General features: G+C 38.2%; 15 protein-coding genes. 8 read left to right on the forward strand and 7 right to left on the reverse strand.

Going from position 1 to position 21,229, the window contains the following annotated elements:
* The 3 genes from ACTBZY_RS02360 to fmt all read right to left on the reverse strand — a co-directional run bounded on the left by ACTBZY_RS02360 (position 1) and on the right by fmt (position 4,099).
* Entirely contained in the window at positions 1–996 is a 996-nt protein-coding gene (locus ACTBZY_RS02360) for a glycosyl transferase (RefSeq protein WP_463044719.1), read from the reverse strand.
* 152 nt (positions 997–1,148) lie between these two features.
* Positions 1,149–2,963 carry a translational GTPase TypA gene (gene typA, locus ACTBZY_RS02365; protein WP_463044720.1) on the reverse strand — a complete coding sequence of 605 codons (1,815 nt, stop codon included), beginning with the start codon at positions 2,961–2,963 and terminating at the stop codon, positions 1,149–1,151.
* Between the two features lie 191 nt (positions 2,964–3,154).
* Entirely contained in the window at positions 3,155–4,099 is a 945-nt protein-coding gene (gene fmt / locus ACTBZY_RS02370; protein ID WP_463044721.1) for a methionyl-tRNA formyltransferase, read from the reverse strand.
* A gap of 279 nt (positions 4,100–4,378) precedes the next feature.
* Here fmt and greA point away from each other — a divergent pair, with 279 nt between their 5' ends.
* The 3 genes from greA (at position 4,379) to ACTBZY_RS02385 (ending at position 5,526) form a co-directional block, all read left to right on the forward strand.
* On the forward strand, positions 4,379–4,852 hold the full coding sequence (gene greA, locus ACTBZY_RS02375) for a transcription elongation factor GreA (protein ID WP_463044722.1): 474 nt from the start codon (positions 4,379–4,381) through the stop codon (positions 4,850–4,852).
* 14 nt (positions 4,853–4,866) lie between these two features.
* The gene (locus ACTBZY_RS02380; RefSeq protein ID WP_463044723.1) at positions 4,867–5,256 is read left to right on the forward strand and encodes an HIT family protein; all 390 of its coding nucleotides are present in this window, start codon (positions 4,867–4,869) and stop codon (positions 5,254–5,256) included.
* A gap of 66 nt (positions 5,257–5,322) precedes the next feature.
* The gene (locus ACTBZY_RS02385; RefSeq protein ID WP_463044724.1) at positions 5,323–5,526 is read left to right on the forward strand and encodes a dodecin family protein; all 204 of its coding nucleotides are present in this window, start codon (positions 5,323–5,325) and stop codon (positions 5,524–5,526) included.
* A 3-nt stretch (positions 5,527–5,529) separates the two neighbouring features.
* Here the strand turns inward: ACTBZY_RS02385 and ACTBZY_RS02390 are convergent, their stop codons facing one another.
* The 3 genes from ACTBZY_RS02390 to ACTBZY_RS02400 form a co-directional block, all read right to left on the reverse strand.
* Complete coding sequence (locus ACTBZY_RS02390) at positions 5,530–6,519, reverse strand: NAD(P)H-dependent glycerol-3-phosphate dehydrogenase (RefSeq protein ID WP_463044725.1); 990 nt, start codon at positions 6,517–6,519, stop codon at positions 5,530–5,532.
* Between the two features lie 81 nt (positions 6,520–6,600).
* Positions 6,601–7,986, reverse strand: coding sequence for an efflux RND transporter periplasmic adaptor subunit (locus ACTBZY_RS02395; RefSeq protein WP_463044726.1), 1,386 nt, complete (start codon positions 7,984–7,986; stop codon positions 6,601–6,603).
* Positions 7,987–8,003: 17 nt separating this feature from the next.
* A complete protein-coding gene (locus tag ACTBZY_RS02400) occupies positions 8,004–9,455 on the reverse strand; it encodes a TolC family protein (protein WP_463044727.1) in 1,452 nt (483 codons plus the stop codon).
* A 197-nt stretch (positions 9,456–9,652) separates the two neighbouring features.
* Between ACTBZY_RS02400 and nhaD the strand changes: the two genes are divergently transcribed.
* The 4 genes from nhaD (at position 9,653) to ACTBZY_RS02420 (ending at position 17,275) form a co-directional block, all read left to right on the forward strand.
* On the forward strand, positions 9,653–10,918 hold the full coding sequence (gene nhaD, locus ACTBZY_RS02405) for a sodium:proton antiporter NhaD (RefSeq protein ID WP_463044728.1): 1,266 nt from the start codon (positions 9,653–9,655) through the stop codon (positions 10,916–10,918).
* Between the two features lie 335 nt (positions 10,919–11,253).
* Positions 11,254–14,418: a SusC/RagA family TonB-linked outer membrane protein gene (locus ACTBZY_RS02410; protein ID WP_463044729.1), complete on the forward strand. Its 3,165-nt coding sequence runs from the start codon at positions 11,254–11,256 to the stop codon at positions 14,416–14,418.
* Positions 14,419–14,437: 19 nt separating this feature from the next.
* Positions 14,438–15,988 (forward strand): SusD/RagB family nutrient-binding outer membrane lipoprotein, encoded by a 1,551-nt coding sequence (locus tag ACTBZY_RS02415; protein ID WP_463044730.1) that lies wholly within the window; start codon positions 14,438–14,440, stop codon positions 15,986–15,988.
* A 99-nt stretch (positions 15,989–16,087) separates the two neighbouring features.
* Positions 16,088–17,275 carry a hypothetical protein gene (locus ACTBZY_RS02420; protein ID WP_463044731.1) on the forward strand — a complete coding sequence of 396 codons (1,188 nt, stop codon included), beginning with the start codon at positions 16,088–16,090 and terminating at the stop codon, positions 17,273–17,275.
* A gap of 2 nt (positions 17,276–17,277) precedes the next feature.
* On the opposite strand, the gene ACTBZY_RS02425 is transcribed toward ACTBZY_RS02420, so the two are convergent.
* Positions 17,278–20,541 (reverse strand): VCBS repeat-containing protein, encoded by a 3,264-nt coding sequence (locus ACTBZY_RS02425; RefSeq protein WP_463044732.1) that lies wholly within the window; start codon positions 20,539–20,541, stop codon positions 17,278–17,280.
* Positions 20,542–20,679: 138 nt separating this feature from the next.
* On the opposite strand from ACTBZY_RS02425, the gene ACTBZY_RS02430 reads away from it, so the two are divergent.
* Positions 20,680–21,229, forward strand: a 550-nt coding sequence (locus ACTBZY_RS02430) for a sulfatase-like hydrolase/transferase (RefSeq protein WP_463044733.1), incomplete at its 3' end; no start/stop codon positions are given.

Here is a 21,229-nt window from a genome sequence, read left to right on the forward strand (position 1 = left end):
TCAAATCGGTAGTCTTTCAAAGAAAGCAAAAACTCTGTAGGACGCAGACATCAATACCTTTTTTAGGAAACTTCGGTCATCTACTTTTATATCTCCTTTTGCGTAAACGCAATCAAAGGCTTTAAAATATTTATTAGCGTAGTTTTCTATCTGTGCTCTGTACGATTTGAAAAGAGGAGCTAAGTCTGGTCTGCTATTTAGGTCGAATCTGTTTTGCCATCTTGATATATTGATAGGGTCTGCAGAATTCATGCCACTGTAATGATAAAAGATTAAGGGCTCACCATTTACATAGTACTTTCCGTTTTTTTCGGTAATGGTTCTTTCGTGTAGATTCCAGTAAGCGATGTTATAACCCGGATTTTTTTCAATAACAACATTGTCAAAATAAAGAGGCACCATGTTACAGTACAGCTGATCCACAAACATCCCTTTTTGGATGTCCATGTAGCACTCTGTACGAAGTTTTATCATCCACCAGTTCATAAACTCGTCTACTGGTTTCGACCTTTTTACGGCCAAAAAACCTAGATTGTATATACCGTTGACAAACATTTCTTGCTCTGTACGAGAACAATTGTCATAGACTGGTGTGTAAAAATGGGGTGTTAAGACAATGTCAGATTCCTCTAATCTGTTTTCTATGCCTTGGAACGTATCAAAGATTTCAATATCAGGGTCTATGTAGTAGAAGTTGATAAGATCTGGGCGACTCTTTAAGAAATAGTTGAAATAGAATGGCTTTACCGCGGTGTTTAATTCTGTGATGTCGTATCGTTCACACATCTCGTCAAAGCCTTCGATACCAATTTTGTGAACTTCTAGAATATTTAAGCCCTCAATTTTTGATGGGTCAATATCTCTACCTTCTATTTTGTCGCATAAGCCTATTACAAATTCAAAATTCGGGTTGGTTCTTTTTAAGGACTCTGAAAGTACTTTGGCTTGAGCCAAATAGTTGACAGAGCATATGGTAAAAGCAAGTGTTTTCGACATTAAAAGGAGGGTTCTTCTATTTCAATGATTGACAAAGTTAATAGGAATATTGGTTTTGTAGGAGCGAAACCAAAAAGTGAGATGAGCTTAAATGCAAAACCACCAAAGCAACTGGTATAAGTCAGCTTTGGTGGTTTTTTTTAAGCCTATGATTACGCTAATTCAGTCTGACGACTGTTACGTTTTCTTTCGTTTTCGTCTAAGTATATTTTACGCATTCTTAGAGATTTTGGAGTGATTTCTAAGTACTCGTCTTTTTGGATATATTCCATACAATCTTCTAATGAGAATTGTACTTTGGGAGCAATCTTAACTTGATCATCTGCACCAGAGGATCTCATGTTACTTAATTTTTTAGTAGTTTGTAAGTTAACCACGATGTCATTCTGACGATTGTGCTCACCGACTACCATACCCATGTAAATCTCTTCTCCTGGATCAATAAAGAATACCCCTCTATCTTGAAGTTTATCTAAAGAGTAAGGAATGGCAGGTCCGTTGGCCATTGAAATAAGAGAACCGTTTATTCTTCCTGGTAAAGTTCCTTTATATGGCTCGTAAGACTTGAATCTGTGATTCATGATAGCCTCACCTTGTGTGGCTGTAAGTACATTACTTCTTAAGCCGATAAGACCTCTAGATGGAATGTTGAATTCAAGGTGTTGCAAATCGCCTTTAGGCTCCATAATAAGTAACTCACCTTTTTTCTGTGTAGCAAGCTCAATTACTTTACCAGCACTTTCTTCAGGTACATCTACTACTAAGGTTTCAATAGGCTCTAATCTTTCACCGTTCTCTCCTGTTTTGAAGATTACTTGTGGCTGACCTACTTGAAGCTCATAACCTTCTCTACGCATTGTTTCTATCAATACAGAAAGGTGAAGAATACCTCTACCAAATACGATAAATTTATCTTCAGACTCACCTTGCTCTACTTTAAGGGCTAGGTTCTTCTCCATTTCTTTCATCAATCTATCTCTCAAGTGACGAGAAGTGACAAATTTGCCATCTTGTCCAAAGAAAGGAGAATTGTTAATAGTGAAGAGCATATTCATCGTAGGCTCATCAATAGAAATTCTTGGAAGAGCTTCTGGTTGATCTATATCTGCTACAGTATCTCCAATCTCAAACCCTTCGATACCTGTGATAGCACAGATTTCTCCAGAAGATACTTCTGATACTCTAACTCTACCAAGACCTTCAAAAACATGAAGTTCTTTGATTTTATTTCTTTTCAGTGAGCCATCAGCAGTGCAAAGCATTACATTCTGACCTTCTTTAAGAACGCCTCTAGCTACCAATCCAATGGCAATTCTACCTACGAAAGAAGAATAATCTAAAGAAGTGATTTGCATTTGAGCAGGACCTTCTTGTGTTTTTGCCGCAGGAATATGCTCAATAACCGCATCTAAAAGAGCGATAATGTTATCCGTTGGTTTTTGCCAATCATCACTCATCCAGCCTTGTTTAGAAGAACCGTAAAGTGTAGGGAAATCTAGTTGGTCGTCTGTAGCATTAAGGTTAAACATTAAGTCGAAAACCATTTCGTGAACCTCGTCTGGTCTACAGTTTTCTTTGTCAACTTTATTAACAACTACAATTGGCTTAAGTCCTAAGTCCAACGCTTTACCTAATACGAAACGCGTCTGAGGCATTGGACCTTCAAATGCATCTACTAAAAGGATAACTCCGTCAGCTAATTTCAACACACGCTCCACCTCACCTCCGAAATCGGCGTGACCAGGTGTGTCAATAATATTTATTTTGGTGTTACCATATCTTACAGATACGTTTTTTGAAACGATGGTAATTCCACGTTCTCTTTCTAAATCATTGTTGTCAAGGATTAGATCACCAAATTCCTGATTTTCACGAAATATTTTAGAAGCGTGGATGATCTTATCCACCAAAGTCGTTTTGCCGTGATCTACGTGGGCAATTATCGCGATATTTCTAATGTCTTGCATAATTTTTAATTTTCTAGAGAGAACATTTTGTTAACTAGAAGTTTATGAAAAAGTCCGCAAAAGTAACCATAAATATCCTGAAAGACTATTACAGTATTTTAATATATGATTAATCTACTGATAGTTAAATAATTGATTGGCATTGTGCAATTACTTGTGTATTCACTATCCGTGTAAACTTCTTGCTCTCATTACGATAGCTTAATGTTTGAGGCGTCGTATCCTCTTAAAAGCTCATCAATTTTTAGTCTTTTTTTGCCAGGAATTTGAAGATTGAGGAGCCCTATCCTGCCATCCGCGGTTGAAACTTCTATAAAAGACTTATTGTCGGTATGTATCTGGCCTGGTGTTTCTTTGTCGTTACGCTCTATGATGATAGAATCAAATATTTTTAAAGAGCCAATGGTATCGGTTTCGTTGGCCTGGAAATTTGTCCAAGCTCCAGGATAGGGGCTAAGGCCTCGTATAAAATCATATACTTCTTTAGAAGTCATAGACCAGTCTATTTGGCAGTCTTCTTTAAATATTTTAGGGGCAGACTTCAATTGCTCAAACTCCTCTTGTTCTATCTGTGGGTAGTCATTGTTTTCAATGGCCTTTACGGTTTTTAGCACCAGTTGGCCGCCTAACTGCATAAGTTTATCATGAACGCTGCCTGCATTGTCGTTTGCTGAAATGTTAATGGTCTCTTTGAATATGATTTTTCCGGTATCAATTTCTTTTTCAATAAAAAAGGTGGTGACGCCAGTTTGGGTTTCACCATTAATAACGGCCCAATTTATAGGTGCTGCCCCTCTGTACTGAGGAAGTAAAGAGCCATGTAGGTTAATGGTACCTGATGTCGGCATAGCCCAAACCACTTCAGGAAGCATTCTGAAAGCCACCACAACTTGAAGGTCTGCTTTGTAGCTTTTTAATTCTTCTATAAATTCAGCGTTTTTTAACTTGGGTGGTTGTAGGACTGGAATGTTCTGAGAAAGTGCGTAAGTTTTTACAGGCGATTGCTGTAGTTTTTTCCCTCTTCCTGCGGGTTTGTCGGGTGCTGTTAGCACCGCAACAACCTGAAGATCAGATTCTACTAAAACCTTGAGGCTTTCTACCGCAAAGTCGGGCGTACCCATAAATATGATTCTCATGCTTGTTTTCTTTTGGATAAGTCTACAAAGCTAGAAAAAATGAAATTTGAAATGTGGTCTACCTGTTGATTTACCGAGAATAATTTGTAGTTTTGAAATGAAAATTTTGAAAATGAGGAAAGAACAAAAAATAATAATATTTAAAGAGCGACTCTGAACTAGTTTCCAGAATACAAAATTTGTTTGTTTGGAACGGTAAGATTTACGCCGTTCTTTTTTTTTACCCACCTGTGAAGGCGGGCAATTTTTTTTTAATAACACTAGTAAAATTTTATATATATGTCAAAATATCAATACTATACCAAAGAGGGTTATGAGAACCTTAAGAATAAGCTCGCTTATTTAAAAGGAAAAGGAAGACAAGACATAGCCGCTCAAATTTCTGAAGCAAGAGATAAAGGAGATTTATCTGAGAATGCTGAATATGATGCAGCCAAAGATGCACAGGGTCATATGGAATCTGAGATATCAAAATTGGAAACGCTGATGTCTGTAGCGAGAATTTTGGATGAGTCTACCATTGACAATTCAAAGGTTTCATTATTGAACAAAGTGACCATAAAGAACTTAAAGAATGGGGCCAAAATGACTTACACTTTGGTGGCAGAGGAAGAAGCAGATTTAAAGCAAGGGAAGATTTCTATTAATTCTCCTTTTGCAAAAGGGCTTTTAGGTAAAGCTGTGGGAGATAAAGCAGAGATTCAGGCTCCAGCAGGTGTGGTGGAAGTAGAAGTAGTAGAAATAACCATGTAATCAAGTTATCAACAATGGCGTCTATATTTTCAAAAATTATTAGTGGTGAAATACCTTGTCATAAAATTGCAGAGACGGAAGATTTCTTGGCTTTTTTAGATGTTTTTCCATGTGCTAAAGGTCATACTTTAGTGATTCCTAAAAAGGAGGTAGATTACATTTTTGACCTTGACGATGATTTGTATCTGGGTTTAATGGCTTTTGCGAAGAGTTTGACTTCAGCTCTTAAAGGAGCCGTACCTTGTAAAAGAATAGGAGTGGCGGTGATTGGCCTTGAAGTGCCACATGCACATGTTCATCTAATTCCTTTAAATAGCATGGCGGACATTGATTTTAATCACAAAATAAAGATTTCTGATCAAGAACTTTCTGAGATTTCTGCTTCAATTCGAGGTTTACTTTAACTGGTATTATCCATAGATTATTCTTACCTTTTAGGTCAATAAACAAACTATAAAATTTAAAATATTATGGCAATCGTTAAAGTAATTGAACTCATAGCATCTTCGGAAATAAGCATAGAAGATGCCATTCAAAATGCAGTCACTTCAGCATCAAAATCTATTCATAATATAGATTCAGTTTATGTGCAAGATATTAAAGCACATGTGCAGGATGGTAAAGTGACTACCTACGGATGTATATGCAAACTGTCTTTTAGAGTAGACGCCTAGGCATTAAGAAAGCTTGGATTTCAATGAATTAAACTCCTTTTTAAGGGAGTTTTTTTCGTATAAGGCAGCGTAGGTAAAATCTACGATGGGCATATAAGCCTTAATTTTTTTGTTGATTTCGTAAATACTTTTGACGGCATAATACCCTTCAGCCACCATATTCATTTCCATTTGAGCGGTTTTTACGCGGTATCCTCTACCAATCATACCTCCAAAGGTTCTGTTTCTACTAAACTGAGAGTAGGCTGTTACTAAAAGATCACCTAGATATGCTGAGGAAATAAGTTCTCTTTCTAATGGGGCAAGTAAACTGACAAAGCGTTTGATTTCCAGCATGGCATTTGACACCATAACCGCTTGGAAATTATCCCCGGCCCCCAGCCCATGTGTGATTCCGCAGGCAAGAGCCACAATGTTTTTCATTACTGCTGAAAGTTCTACCCCGTATAAATCTGTTATAGCTGAGGTATTGACATATCTGCAGGCTAGAATTTCAGCGAACGTCTGACCCACTTCTAAATCTGGTGCAGCTATGGTTAGGTAAGATTGTTTTTCTGAAGCAACTTCCTCTGCATGACAAGGTCCCGCTATAGCACACTGACGAATAAGAGGGATGTCATAGCTGTTGAGTAAGAAATCAGAGATGAGTTCATTGCTTTTTGGAATCATTCCTTTTACGGCAGATACCATATACTTCCCTTCGAAATCACTCTTTTTTACACTAGAAATGGCCTCGGCAAGAAATGCCGCTGGAATGGCTAAAATAACCCACTCAGTATTTTTGAGAGCTTCTTTTAGGTTTATGTACGGCTTTACCTTTGAAGGGTGAAACTCTATACTGCTAAGATATTTAGGATTGTGATGGTGTTTTTTGATATGCTCTACAGCTTCGTGGCTTCTCATCCACCACTTTATCTTGATTTTACTATTCTCACTTAATATTTTAACCAATGCCGTGGCCCAGCTTCCTCCTCCTATGACTGTAACTTTCATAAAGCAAATATATTTCTTAGATAACGAAAAAGAGAAGACTGACGGTCTTCTCTTTTTCAAATTAGCCAATAAGTGACGCTTTTAATCTTCTTTCTTGTCTTGTTTTTTCTTTTCAGTAACGCGGTCTCCTTCTTTCAGGCGTTTAGAAACTTCTACAAAAGGGCCAGAAATGATAATGTCTCCTGCCTTTAGGCCTTCTATTACCTCTATGGTACCTGCTTGGGTATCTGTAATTCCTGTTTTTACTTCTCTTATTTTAGCAACACCATTGTCGTTGATGAAAACAATCTCCTTAAGTTTTTCTTTTGAAGCTATGATTTCTTCTTTAGCTCCTAAGTTCATACCGTTATCTTTATTTTCTTTTTCCTCCGTGTCTTTTTCATCACCACTTCTTGTGGTTACGGCCGAAATGGGCACAGAGATAACATTTGTTTTAGTTTCCGTGATGATATCTACTGTGGCGGTCATACCTGGTTTAAAAGGATATCTACTTCTTGAGAGCAACTCTTTATAAGAAGAGGGTAATATGTTTATTCTTACTTCAAACTCGGTTACTGCTTCCGTAGAATTGGCATTAGCGGCCAGTGAGCCACCAGAGCCATTCGCGGTATTAGCTATGTGCGTTATTACGCCCATAAATTGTTTGTCGTCAGCACTGTAGGCATCTACATCAATCACCACTTTATCTTCTTGACTTACTCTTACAATGTCGTTTTCGTTAACATTGACACGAACCTCCATGTTGTTCAAGTTCGCAATTCTTAGCATTTCTGTCCCTGCCATTTGAGATGTACCCACCACTCTTTCTCCAAGCTCCACCACTAATTTTGAAACTATACCGTTCATTGGGGCATAAATATTGGTTTTTCTAAGGTTTTCAGAAGCATCTTTGAGGTTGGCCTCAGCACTTTTAATACCATACTTAGCGGCTTCATAACTGGCTTTAGCGGCTTCTAAATCTTGTTTTGCCACTCGGAAGTTGGTCTCTGAGATTTCATAGTCTGAGCGAGAGACCACTTTGTCGTCAAACAACTGCTTTTGTCTTTTAAAGTCCAATTCGGCTCTTAAAAGTTGAGACTCGGCTCGTGCTATCTGAGATTTAGACTGTTCTGCAGAAGCTTTAGATTGATTCACCCCAGCCCTAAACCTTTCAACCACAGAAATGTAGTTTTCCGGTTGTATTTTAAGCAGTAACTGTCCTTTTCTGACGGAGTCTCCTTCTTCAATGTACAGGCCAATGATTTCGCCAGGAACATCAGGAGTGATGGAAACTTCTAATTCTGGTTGTATTTTTCCAGAAGCAGAAACGGTTTCTGTCAAATCGGATGTGGTGACTGTAGTAAATTCTACTTCAGTGGGTTTTTCTTGGCCTATCCATCCTTTTTGCTTCGCGAGGAATAGTAAGGCTATAAAAATTAGGGCAATAATCCCTACTATCCACCATATTTTATTCGATTTCTTATTCATTACTTTTCGTTTTTATATCAGAATTCTAGTGGTTTGTTTTGATAAAAATCTAAGATTTTAATCTTAAAAATGTAATCGTATTTAGCTTGTATTTGATTGGCTAAGGCTCTGTCTAAATTGGTTTTGGCTAAATTGTAATCTACAAAATTTGATGCACCGGCATTATAGCTAGCTTCTGCAGCTTCAAATGCTTTTTCAAGAGCGTTTACTTGAACTCTATTGGCACTGTAACTTTTTGACGCGTTGAGCATATTAATGTAGGCTTGGTCTATATTTTGCCTAATGGTCACTTTGGTGATTTCAGTATTGAGTTTAGATTGTAACTTCTGAATTTCGGCAGACTGTGTTTGGTATTTCTTGTTGAATCCATTAAAAATAGGAATCTGAGCAGAAACACCGATGTAGACATTTTGATTGTTGTTTATTTGGCTGAAGTAAGGGATGCTCTCTCTTACAAACCCCTGCTGAGGGAAATTGACGATGAAAGGAATGGTTTGCCCTTCAAATTCTGCCGTAACAGCCGTTGGTTTATAGGTAGTTTCACCTGGTAAGATGTTTTTGGCAATTGTGGAGTAAGAAGACCCCCATCCCAAATTAGCTCTTAAGCTTGGTAATCCAACGGACTTGGCTATCTGAATATTAACCTCTGCCATTTTTTCTCCCATAACGGATGATTTTACCTCTGGGAGATAATTTATGGCGGCTTCATAAACTTCTGTGGGGGTTTCAGGATATAGCTGTAGTGAAGGACTTGGCAGGTCTACTCTTTCTACCTGAAGCTCTTGGTCTCCAGGTAGGTTCATATTTTGCTTAAGCGTTAGGATGTTAGACTGTCGTGCATTTTCTGCATTGACCAGTTGCAGTTCGTCGTTGGCTAACTGGGCGTTTAGGTTAAACATATTAGTTTCTGGCAATGCCCCTGCTTGTACCAATTTGGAGGTGCGGTCTAATTGAAGCTGGCTGACAATCACGTTTTGACGAGCCACTTCTATCATATCTTCTGAAGACAGTACATTTAGATACGATACTGCTATTTGAAGAGAGATATTGTTCTTTTGAGTCTCCACGTCCAGTTTGGCAGCCTCCAAGTCCATCTCACTCCTAAGAATAGTATTTTTTAATCTATACCCGTTATAAAGTATCATGCCAGCGGTTGCTCCCAGAGAGTTGGTTCCGATGGTGCTGGTTACTACATCATTTGAAAAAGGGTCAATGTTCCTACCAAAATTGGTGTTGGCGTTAAACTGTCCATTTATGCTTGGAAGAATGTTTGCTTTGGATTGATTTAGCCTAACTATACTGCTTTCTATGGCTAGCTGGTTTTGTCTTAAAGTAATATTATGTTCTAAAGCGTAATCTATGCAGTTATAAAGTGAATAGGTTTTGGAATCATTGGCTCCAGAGAGTTTGGTCTGAGCCTTGGAACTGAACGCTGCTAGTAAAAGAATAAAAAAAAATCTATAATTCATCCGTGTCGTCTGTTTGCAGTGACAATGTTAGTAAACATTGTTTATTCCTATAGGTGGAATAGGATAAGCGGCAGATTGACTAAATGAAAAGGGCAATTTTGAATATTTAGGTTGATGATAATACTCAAAATTTTGTTTGGATAGGCTGTTTTGATGGCTATTTTTGTCACGTTTTGATTTGAACAAATAAATATTCTATGACTACTCTTTTAATTCTAGTTTTTATTATAGGCTATGTAGGAATTGTGCTAGAACACAATATTTCTATAGATAAATCGGCTTCCGCGTTGCTTACGGGAGCACTTTGCTGGACAGTGGTGGCTTTCATGTCTCACGACCCTGTACATTTAAATGAAGAACTTTTACATCACTTAAGTGAGATAGCCAGTATTCTGTTTTTTTTAATGGGAGCCATGACCATTGTGGAGCTTATTGACACCTATGATGGCTTTGATATTATCACCGATAGAATTAATACCAGAAGCCAGACTAAGCTGATGTGGATTATATGTATCCTAACGTTTTTCTTGTCTGCTCTTTTGGATAACCTTACTACTACTATAGTGATGGTGACATTAATGAGGAAGATAATTGACAAGGCTGAAACCAGGATGATTTTTGTTGGTCTTATTGTGGTAGCGGCAAATGCTGGAGGAGCTTGGTCTCCGATGGGTGATGTAACTACCACCATGCTATGGATAGGTGGACAGATAAGTGCGGGTAATATTATTTATAAACTGATTCTGCCAAGTTTAGTTTGTATGCTAGTACCAGTTTTGGCTATTATGCCGTCGCTAAAAGGTGATTTACCTAAGAAGTCCTTTATTTCTGATGGTGAAATTTACCATTCTAAAGGCGAGAAGCTTATTATTTTCTGTGTGGGTATCGGTGGATTACTTTCTGTACCACTTTTTAAAACGGTGACACACCTTCCGCCATTTATGGGTATGATGTTGGCTTTAGGGGTAATTTGGTTAGTTACGGAGCTTATTTTGAAAGATAAGAATGAGCACTTTAGAAAGAATTACTCTGTTTATAAGGCTTTAGAAAAAGTAGATATGCCGAGTGTTCTCTTTTTCTTGGGTATTCTTTTGGCGGTGTCTGCTTTGCAAACAGAAGGTGTTTTATCAGGTTTAGCGGGCTGGTTAACAGAAACAATAGGAAACCAAACGATAACTGTGGTTCTTATTGGTTTGTTTTCTTCCATTGTAGATAACGTTCCTTTGGTAGCGGCTTCTATGGGAATGTATGATTTGGCTACATACCCAATGGATGATTCTTTCTGGGAGTTATTGGCATACTGTGCAGGTACAGGTGGAAGTGCACTTATTATAGGTTCTGCCGCTGGGGTAGCTGCTATGGGCATGGAGAAAATAAATTTCTTCTGGTATGTAAAGAAAATTTCATGGTTAGCTCTGATAGGATATTTCGCGGGTATTGGTATGTATCTTCTGTTATTTTAGCCTCACGTTTTATTTATAGTCTTTTTTTGATTAAAAGTTAGTATAGGTTAATTAACTATTATATTTATTTAGTAGCTCTTTTTCAGTTGGTTCGTGTATTGAAAACGGATCTTGTCACCTTAGTGATGAGTTCCGTTTTTCTTTTTTGCATGCCTTAGTAATATAATCGGATAAAATAGTGCTAAAATCATTTGTCTGATTAAATGGTACTATAATGCGTTTTTATTTACCTTTGCTGATGTAGGTTTACTTCATAACCCTAACGAAATAAACTACAGTAACCCCTAATTCCTTTTTCTTTATCAAATTTTTCAACTATTTAAAATCTTAATTCTATGAGAAAAAAACTATCTATATGGAAAGTTTTTAGCCTCACCTTGATCTCGTTTTACTCTATGGCTCAGACCGTAAGTATTACAGGGAAAGTGGTGGAGGATGATGGTTCTCCTCTATATGGGGTGAACGTAACTGTAAAAGGTACTACGAATGGTACCATTACGAATGATGGTGGAAATTATACTATTTCTGTCAAAAAAGGAGAGACTATTACTTACAGTTATATCGGGTTTGAGTCTCAGAGTATTACAGTTGCTAACAGTAATGTTATCAATGTAACCCTTGCTACTGATGCAAATGCATTAGGAGAAGTAGTAGTTACAGCTCTTGGGGTGGAAAGGGACAAAAGAGCTCTTCAATATTCGGTAACAGAGGTTGGTGGAGATAATTTCACCAAGGCTCGTGAAAACAATTTAGGAAATGCACTTGCAGGACGTATTGCTGGTGTGAACGTTTCGGCTCCTGCAACTGGTGCTGCGGGTTCTTCTAGAGTTGTGATCAGAGGAAATAAATCTTTAGGTGGCTCAGGCCAGCCATTATATGTAATTGATGGTGTGCCTATGGATAATAGCCAAAATGGATCTGCCGGTTTATGGGGAGGTTCTGATGGTGGTGATGGTCTTTCTAGTTTGAATCCTGACGATATTGAGTCTATCACGGTACTTAAAGGTGCCAATGCAAGTGCACTTTATGGTTCAAGAGGAGGAAATGGTGTTATAAACGTAACTACCAAGAAAGGAACAAAAAGAAAAGGACTTGGCGTTCAGTACGGTCTAAACTATGTGGCAGAAACAATCAATGATCAAAGTGAAAAGCAAAATCAATATGGTGCTGGAAACTATGTGAATGAAGTGGCTACTGCACCTAGAACTATTCAAGAGGCAAGCAACTGGGGTTCTATTGGCTGGGGACCAAAATTAGGAAGTGTAAGCTCTGTTCCTAATGTATTTGGCGAAAATAGACCATATACCGATCAAGGAAATGCATTTGATGCTTTTTATAGAACAGGTAGTGCTTTAACGAATAGCGTTTCTCTTTCCGGTGGGAATGGAGAACAAAACTTTAGATTATCATTGGCTGATTTAAGATCGAAAAGTATCGTTCCTAACTCTGATTTTGATCGTACTAATATCGCTTTTTCTACCAACTCTAAGTTTGGTAAGAAGCTTACTGTAAATGGTAAAATACTGTACTCGAAGGAAACTGCAAAGAATCGTCCAAGGGTATCTGACTCTCCAGGTAACCCACATCAAGCGGTATGGAAAATACCTGCCAACGTTGATGTTACGGACACAAAGGGAGATCCTGATAAATTAGGAGCTTTACCTTCTGGTTTAGATCCGAGCGTATATGCAGCTGGAAATAGAGCACCTGGTACTGAAATGCTTTCTGATTATGCCAATTTCTGGGGTTCTAATGCCTACTGGTCGGCATATCAATATAACGATAATTCGGTAAGAGATCGTGTAACAGCTTCAGGGCAATTAAGATATGATATAACTGACTTTCTTTTTGTTACAGGTAGACTAAGTACTGACTTTTACTATACTAAAGGAGAGTCTCTTACGCCACAGGGTACAGGTTTTCAGCAAGGTGGTAGTATCAATGAGCGTTTCCAAAATCGCCAAGAAAGAAACATGGATGCCATGTTAGGTTTTGACGATGTATTTGGTAAAATATCAGTAAACGCCTTTGTTGGTGGAAATAAGCAGTATAGCAAGTATGAGGAAATATCCGCTTCTGGTAATGGATTCTCAGTTCCCTTCTTTCATGCTTTGAATTCCGCTAATAACAGAAACTTTGGTTATGGTTTTAGCGAGTCGGGTATCAATTCTGTTTTTGGTTCTGCTGAAGTAGGATACGATAACTATTTATTCTTAACGGCTACGGCTAGACAGGATAAATTCTCAATTCTGGACGGAAAGAGCATTTTGTATCCATCAGTAGGGGGTAGTTTTGTCTTCAGTGATGCTTTTCTAGACGCAATGCCTACTTGGTTGAGCTTTGGTAAAGTAAGAGCTTCTTGGGCCCAAGTAGGGATAACTGGAAGTTTAGGTTCTTATGCAACCTCACAGCCTTATGGTTTGAATGGAAATCCGCACTTAGGTAGGAATATGGCTGGTTTCTCTAACAGGAGTACTATTGCAAACCCATTTATTACCCCAGCACTATCTACGGAAACTGAGTTTGGTTTAGATTTAAGATTTCTTGGAGGTAGAATTGGTTTAGACTTAGGTTATTATGACCAATTCACTACAGAAGATATTCTTGATGCGAGTATCTCGACAGCGTCTGGTTTTAATGCCACTACCGTTAACTTAGGTAAGATTACCAATAAAGGTTTTGAATTCCTTTTAACAGCCAATGCGATAAGAAAGCAAGATTTCTCTTGGGATGTTTCATTGAATTTTGCTACGAACAAAAACGAAGTAGTTAGTTTGATTGAAGGTTCTACGGAGCTTTCTGCAGAAGAGTCAAGAACACGTACCACAAGAATCAAGAATATTGTAGGTTCTCCTTATGGAACAATTACGGGTATTTCTCAAAAAGTAATCAATGGTCAGCCAGTGTTTACAGACCAAGGGATACCGGTCAGAGATGATATTTATGCCATTCTAGGACAAGGAGTTGCTCCTTTTACAGGTGGTATTAATAATAGCTTCACCTACAAAGGCTTTAATCTAACTTTCTTGATTGATGGCAAGTTTGGTGGAGATGTTCATTCTGGTACTAATCAAAGATTGGATGAGTGGGGATTCTCTCAGAATTCTTTAATCGGTCGTGATGGAGAAACGCCACTTACAATATCAGGTGTTAATGAAGCAGGAGAACCACTTAATTTGACACTTACTCCTAGACAAGCTCAAGCTTACTGGCAAAATTTGGGAAATAGAAATGCTGCTTCTTATATGTACAGTTCCGATTTTGTAAAGTTACGTCAGTTGACATTTGGTTATAATTTACCACGTAACATTGTTGGAAAAACTCCTTTCCAAGCCATTAGTGCTTCTATAGTGGGAAGAAACCTTTTAGTACTTTACAAAGACATCCCAAATGTGGATCCAGAGTCTTCTTACTCTGTAGCTGGTGGTGCCCAAGGACTTGAGTACTTTGCCCTACCTGCAACTAGAACCCTGGGATTTAGTTTAAACTTTACTTACTAATTTTAAAAGTAGAAACAATATGAAAAAAATAGCAATAGCATTCTTTTCAATGCTCTTTTTCGCTACAAGTTGCGATGAGGAAAAATTGAAAGAATTAAATATAAACCCACAAGCGATAAACGAGATCGACATGAATTTCTTGTTGACTTCAGCTCAGTTGGGTACAGCTTCTGGAGGAAACAGGGGTGATAATAGATATATAGACTGGCGTACCAACATGGGAATGTTTGGTCATGCTATACAGCAAATTGCCAATGTTGGCGGTGGAATAGCTCCTGGAGATAAATACACGGAGAATCCCGAAACAGATGCTGCTCCTTGGGATTTCTTATACAATGGTGTTTTACAAGAGTTGCAGGAAATTATCATTCAAGCCGGGCCTGAAGGTTTCCAAGCTGGTAAGCGTGAGAATACACTTCAAGCAGCAAGAATCTTGAAGGCTTATAATTTTATGAGATTGACAGATTACTATGGTAATGTGCCTTATACAGAGGCTTTGAAAGGTAAATCGGATGGTATTTTCTTTCCAAAGTATGATAGTCAAGAGTTAATCTACAAGGATATCATGAAAGAAGTGGCAGAGGCTACTAAAGCCTTGAATGCAACAACGCCAACGGAAGGTTTTGCAAACGCAGACTTATTCTATGGTGGTGATATCGCTAAATGGAAGAAATTCGGTAACTCTTTATTACTAAGAATGGCCATGAGAGTTTCCAAAGTAGATGCTGCTTTGGCAAGTCAATACGCTACCCAAGCTATCAGTGGAGGTCTTATGACGAGCAATGAAGATAGAGCAATGATCATGACAGACTTAGGTCCTAGTGAGTGGACAAACCAAAATGGTATTTCTCGTGCTTTTGCAACGGGTGACGGAGGTCAGCCTTCTCCATTGAGTAAAACACTAGTGGATTGGTTAAAAGCCAAAAATGACCCTAGATTATCAATATTGAGCGGTGGAGTTGGTAAGCCTGGTGAAAGAAACATGGCCCCAGCGGCACAAAAAGGTCTTCCAAACGGCTTAGACGCAGGTACGCTTCAAGACTACTTAGGTAGAGCTGGAGCTAACGTAATGGAAGAGTTTTCGGTTATCAACCCTAAGTTGCTTGATGATGATGAGGATTACGTTTTTATGGAGTACGCTGAAGTTGAGTTTTTACTGGCGGAGGCTGCCCAAAAGAATATTGGTGGAGCATCTGATGCTGCTGGTCATTATGCTAAAGGTGTAAAGGCTGCCTTGCAACAGTTCGTACATTATGATGAGACTCTTACGGTCTCAGATGCCGCTGTTGCAACTTACCTTACTGCGAATCCTTATGATGGATTAAAGTCAATAGGTGAGCAAATGTGGGCGAGTAAGTTCTTCAACTGGTGGGATGCATGGTCAGATTGGAAAAGAACCGGATACCCAGTACTTACTCCTGTAAAATACCAAGGTAACATTACAGGTGGAACTATTCCTCGTAAACTGAGAATTCCTAATGGTGAGTTATCTATTAATGGTGAGAACTTCCAAGCGGGAGCTACATTACCAAATGAGTATACTTCTCGTGTTTGGTGGGATGTTAAGTAAGTTTTAATTTTTGATAAATTTATAAGAGGGAGCCATAATTTGGCTCCCTCTTTGTGTTAATTTGGGTGTATTATTTCGTATAAAATTCACGAGCTATAAATGAAAACTAAATTAATTTTTCTTCTCTGCCTATGCCATATTCTTGGCTTTTCGCAAAAAGACTTTCTTCCTGGTTTTTTGATTAACAACAGTGGAGATACTTTAAAATGTGATATTTCTGAGAAATCTCTAAAGTTTCCTTTCAATGAGGTGGAGGTTATGTTTTCTGGAGCTTCTAAAACTCAGCGATTTTCATCCCATGAAAGCCTTGGTTTTGGTTTTGATGATGTGACCTATAGGACTATTAAAACGAGTGTTCATTTAACAAAAATAGAATCATCAAAGTCAAAATGGGAGGTTAGAGATAATTCTAATATCTTTTTGAAATTGGTGACTTCGGGTGAGATTGATTTATATGCCTCGAAAAACAATGATGGTATTCCCATTTTTTTTGTAGGAGATGTAAATAATGAAGTTACTCAGTTAATCTATCATAGTTATTACAAACCAAATGGAGAGTTGGCTTTAAATAGAAACTTTGTGAATCAGCTTTACCTTTTAACAAAGGATAAAAAGCTCTCATTAACAGATTTAGCATATGACGAACCATCATTAAAGAAGTTTATTAACAGGTATAATAACCTTGCTGATGGTAGCCATTCTAAATCAAAAGTTATAAAATATAGATTAGGTGTGGGAGCTACTTATTTTCTGCCTCATTTAGTCACAGGCGTAGTTTCAAATGTGGACTTTTCCTCCGCAGTCTCACCAAATATAAGTTTGGATATGATTTATCCCTTAGGGAAAAGCTCGAGTTTTTTTAGTTTTGGTTTAAATTATAACTTTTACAAAGCCACTAAAACATCTGGAAATATCTATTCACACATACATTCATTTTCTTCTAACAATCTCTTTGCTTATGCTGGATTGAGAAATTACTTTTTTAAGTCTATCAAGGTAAATCCTTATTTGACAGGAGGATTCGGAATCAACGAATCTTTTGGAGGTTATACTTTTCTAGAAGACGGTAAGAAGGTACGAATGAAAGGCGGCAACCTACTGAATAAAGACTTTATGGTAAGAGCACATTCTATTAAGTGGTTTGCGGGTGCAGGAGTTCGACTTACCGAAAAAGTTGAAACCGAGTTCAAATTCGAAAGGATTGAGAGGTATAATGAAAGGTCAGATAATGGAGGTACCTCAAGATTAAATGGCTTTAGTTTTGCTGTTTTATATAACTTGAATTAGACTTAAAACGAATAAGCCTTGACTCCAGCATTGTTTCTGGCTACAATCATTTTATTACCGAAAGTTAATACATCACGGATTTGACCTTTTATGTCAATTCCTGCTTCTTGGTTGGTCATAGGAAGGAAAGTTTTATTACCCATACCTTTGAGTAAAACGCCTCGGCTGGCATCGTGACGACCGAGCTGCGGTTTTAAACCGTAAAAATTACCTCCGAGCCAAATGTCCATTATGCCATCATGGTTAAAGTCGGCAACGGAAATACCAAAAACGGGTGAAACTTGGGCTTCTAAAGGCAATGCTTGAAATTTAAACTGACCATTTTCATTCCAAAGGATGCCTGTCTTTAGGTTTTCCGCTTTTAAGGAGAGCGTGCTGTTATGGTCTGGATTTGTGACAAAATCCGCATATTTCATATTGGCAAATGCCGCGAACTTGATGTTCTTTTTCTTTAAGGAAGGAATCTGAGTGGTGATTTCCATCTTTGAGGCAAACGGATATAGTTCGTTATTTCCAGGAGCTTTCCAGTTAATGATAAAATCTGTTTTCCCATTGCCGTCCAAATCATCCACTTGTAGGTCTATTGGAAGTTGAGACGATGTTTGGAATTTGGTGTTAAGGCCCCAGTTTCCGAGAACGAAATCTAGGTCTCCGTCATTGTCTAAATCTTTTGATTCTATTCTTTGCCACCAGCCTGTGCTATTTGGGACTAGGATGGGTTTAGATAATTTGCCTTTTTCATTCATGAAAATTTTGATGGGCATCCAGTCGCCCACCACAATAAGGTCTTTGTCACCATCTGAATCTATGTCTTCCCATGCGGCGTCGGTAACCATTCCTAAATGGGTAATTTCTGGGTCTGCAAGGCTTACCCAAGCTCCATTCTCATTTCGGAATAAATAACTTTTTGGGCTTAATCCGTAACTTCCAACTACCGCCCTTGCTCCTAAAAAGAAATCAGGATCGCCATCTTGGTCAAAATCGCTTACCTCTAAAGTAGAAAAGTTTCCTACTACAGGAGGTATATGATTGGGGTCAACGGTAAAGTTCCCTTGACCGTCGTTGATATACAGTCTTACGATATAGTTGATTTGGTCTACGCCAGATTCATTTCCTCCAGCACCTATCAATAAATCATTGTCGCCATCAGCGTCATAATCTAAGAAAGACCCACAAGTGCTTTCAAAGCCCTTATCTGTTTCAAAACTGACTGAAGGTTTAAATTTAAAAGTACCATTTTTTTGCTGGATAAAAAGTTTGTCATTGTCTCCCTTTGCACCTAATAATATAAAATCTTCAAGCTTGTCACCATTGGCATCACCGGCGATTAATCTTGGACCTTCTGTGGAGAGCATTTGATGTAAAAGATATTCGTGATCGAAGTCATTATAGTTGTTTTCGTGATGAACAGCCTCTGGTGATATTAATTTCTCCGTATTGTCTGAAAACCAAGGTGCTATTTTTGACTGTTCATGGCTATAAATTCCGGTGGCGTTTTCATAACTAAGATTCAATAACTGGTCGGCATTTACCTTTTCCATAATCTGGAATTTTCTGTCTGGCCAGATCACGGTTATTTTTTTAATCGACGTGGTTTTACCTAAACCAAAGAGCAATTGTGGTTCTATACTGCTTTCAAAACCCCTATTGATGAAATTTTCTAAAACCTGTGTTTGGTTTTCAGTTTCCACCACAACTTTGGCTCCAATGCCAAATGCGTTTTTCGAAGAACCCGTAAATTTGACTTTTAAATAATGATTCTCGGAAGTGTGATTTTCATATATAAAACTCGGCATGTTGACATTGTTTACCACCAAATCGAGATCGCCATCATTATCTAAATCGGCATAAACGGAACCATTGCTGAAAGAAGGTTTCTCAAGCCCTAAATTGACGGCTTCGTTTTCAAACTGTAAATTGGATTTTTGCACAAAAGCATAATTCATCAAAGGTGTGGATGGCATATGCTGTGTAAGCTTGGTCAAATCTTTGTCTGCTTCACCATTGTTCAAGCTTTTTCTGATTTCTGGTTCTTCCACAAATTCCCTAAAGTCGCCTGAGATAATGTCTTTATAAATCCCATTGGCTACAAAAATGTCTTTTATGCCATTATTATCAAAATCAAAAAACAGAGCACCCCAGCTCCAATCCGTGGCAGACACGCCGCTCAGTAAGGCTATTTCCTGAAATTCGGCTTTCCCATTGTTTAGCTGAAGACCATTTTGAATCATTTGGTAGTGGTAGTTACCTCGGTATTTCAAATCCTCTAGATGAAAGGGTTCAAAAGTGGTCATTGTTTTAATTCGGTAATTGTCGGCAGGAAGCATATCCGTGGTGAATATTTCTGGGTAACCATCGCCGTTAAGATCACCAATATCTGCACCCATGCTTGACACAGAGCAATAATTGATTCTATTGTTTAAGTCTTCCGTGAACGTGCCGTCACCGTTATTGAGATAGAGATAATCTCTTTCCCAGAAATCGTTGCTGATGTATATATCAGGCAAGAAATCACCGTTTAAGTCGCCGGTGGCTACACCTAAGCCAAAACCAATTTTACTGCTATATATGCCAGCTTCTTTGGATACATCGGTAAAAACATTGCCATCATTTCTCATGAGCCTATCACCTCCAATAGGATCTGGAATATCTCTCATGCTCTGGTATAGTTCTATCCTGTCTGGCTCTTTAAAGCTGTTATTAAGAATATAACAATCTAAATCACCATCTAAATCATAATCGAAAAATGCGGCGTGTGTGCCATATCCTTGGTTATTGAGATTGTACTCCTTCGCCATTTCTGTAAATGTGCCGTCCTGATTATTAATGAATAGCTCATTTTCTTTTTGTTCGCCCTCTAAATCTCCAGAGTTACAGACATATATATCTAGCCATCCGTCGGCATTGACATCTGTCATACTCACTCCTGTACTCCAGGCTTTAGTGCCTCCCGTTCCAGATGTTTCTGTAATGTCTTCAAAAGTGAAGTTTCCTTTGTTGAGATAAAGTTTATTTTTCTTTTGGTTGGCGGTAAAGTAAAGATCTGGTAGGCCGTCGTTGTTGATATCTCCCACCGCCACGCCGCCGCCATTATAGAAGTTGCGAAAGGTTAAAATATTAAACTCCTTGGTTTCTTTAACCTCATTTATAAAGTCAATACCCGTTTCTTCCGCCGTTTTTAATTCAAAAAGTTTTTGTTTATCGCTTGATTTCTGACAAGAAAGGAATTGACCAGCAATAACTATAGAAAAGAGAAAAACTCGCATTAAAGGTTAGGTTTTTGATAATTACAGTATGTCAAATTTAGTTTAAAAAATTGGAGGTTTTTTAGTTAATTTTGACTGATACGTAAAGGAAAGCTTAGTTTAGCTGAAGTGTAGTTTGAAGACTAAAAATGGTAAAAAATGTGTAAAAAGTATCTTTGGGTCGCCTTATTTTTAATAGGGGGGATGTCGGTTTCTTGTAAGGAAGAGAGAAAGCCTAACATCATATATATTCTTACAGACGATTTGGGAATAGGCGATGTTTCTGCTTACAATTCCGAAGCTAAGTTCCAAACAGCCAATATTGATAATTTAAGTAAGGAAGGAATGCGTTTTACCGATGCCCATTCGGGTTCAGCCGTTTGTACACCCACGCGTTACGGTGTATTAACAGGCCGTTATAGTTGGCGAGGCGTTATGAAAAAAGGGGTGACATGGAGTTACGATTCTTCCATCATAGAGACAGACAGGGTTACAGTGGCACAGATGCTAAAAGAAAATGGTTATAAAACGGCATGTATTGGCAAATGGCACTTGGGTTTAGACTGGGCTATAGATAGCACCAGTAAATGGCCCGTGGATTTCGCTCAAAAAGTAGGGAATGGTCCTAACCAGTACGGTTTTGATTATTCTTACATCATTCCTGCATCACTCGATATTCCTCCTTACGTTTATTTGGAGAATAATAAGG

The sequence above is a fragment of the Arcticibacterium sp. genome, from assembly GCF_055134445.1.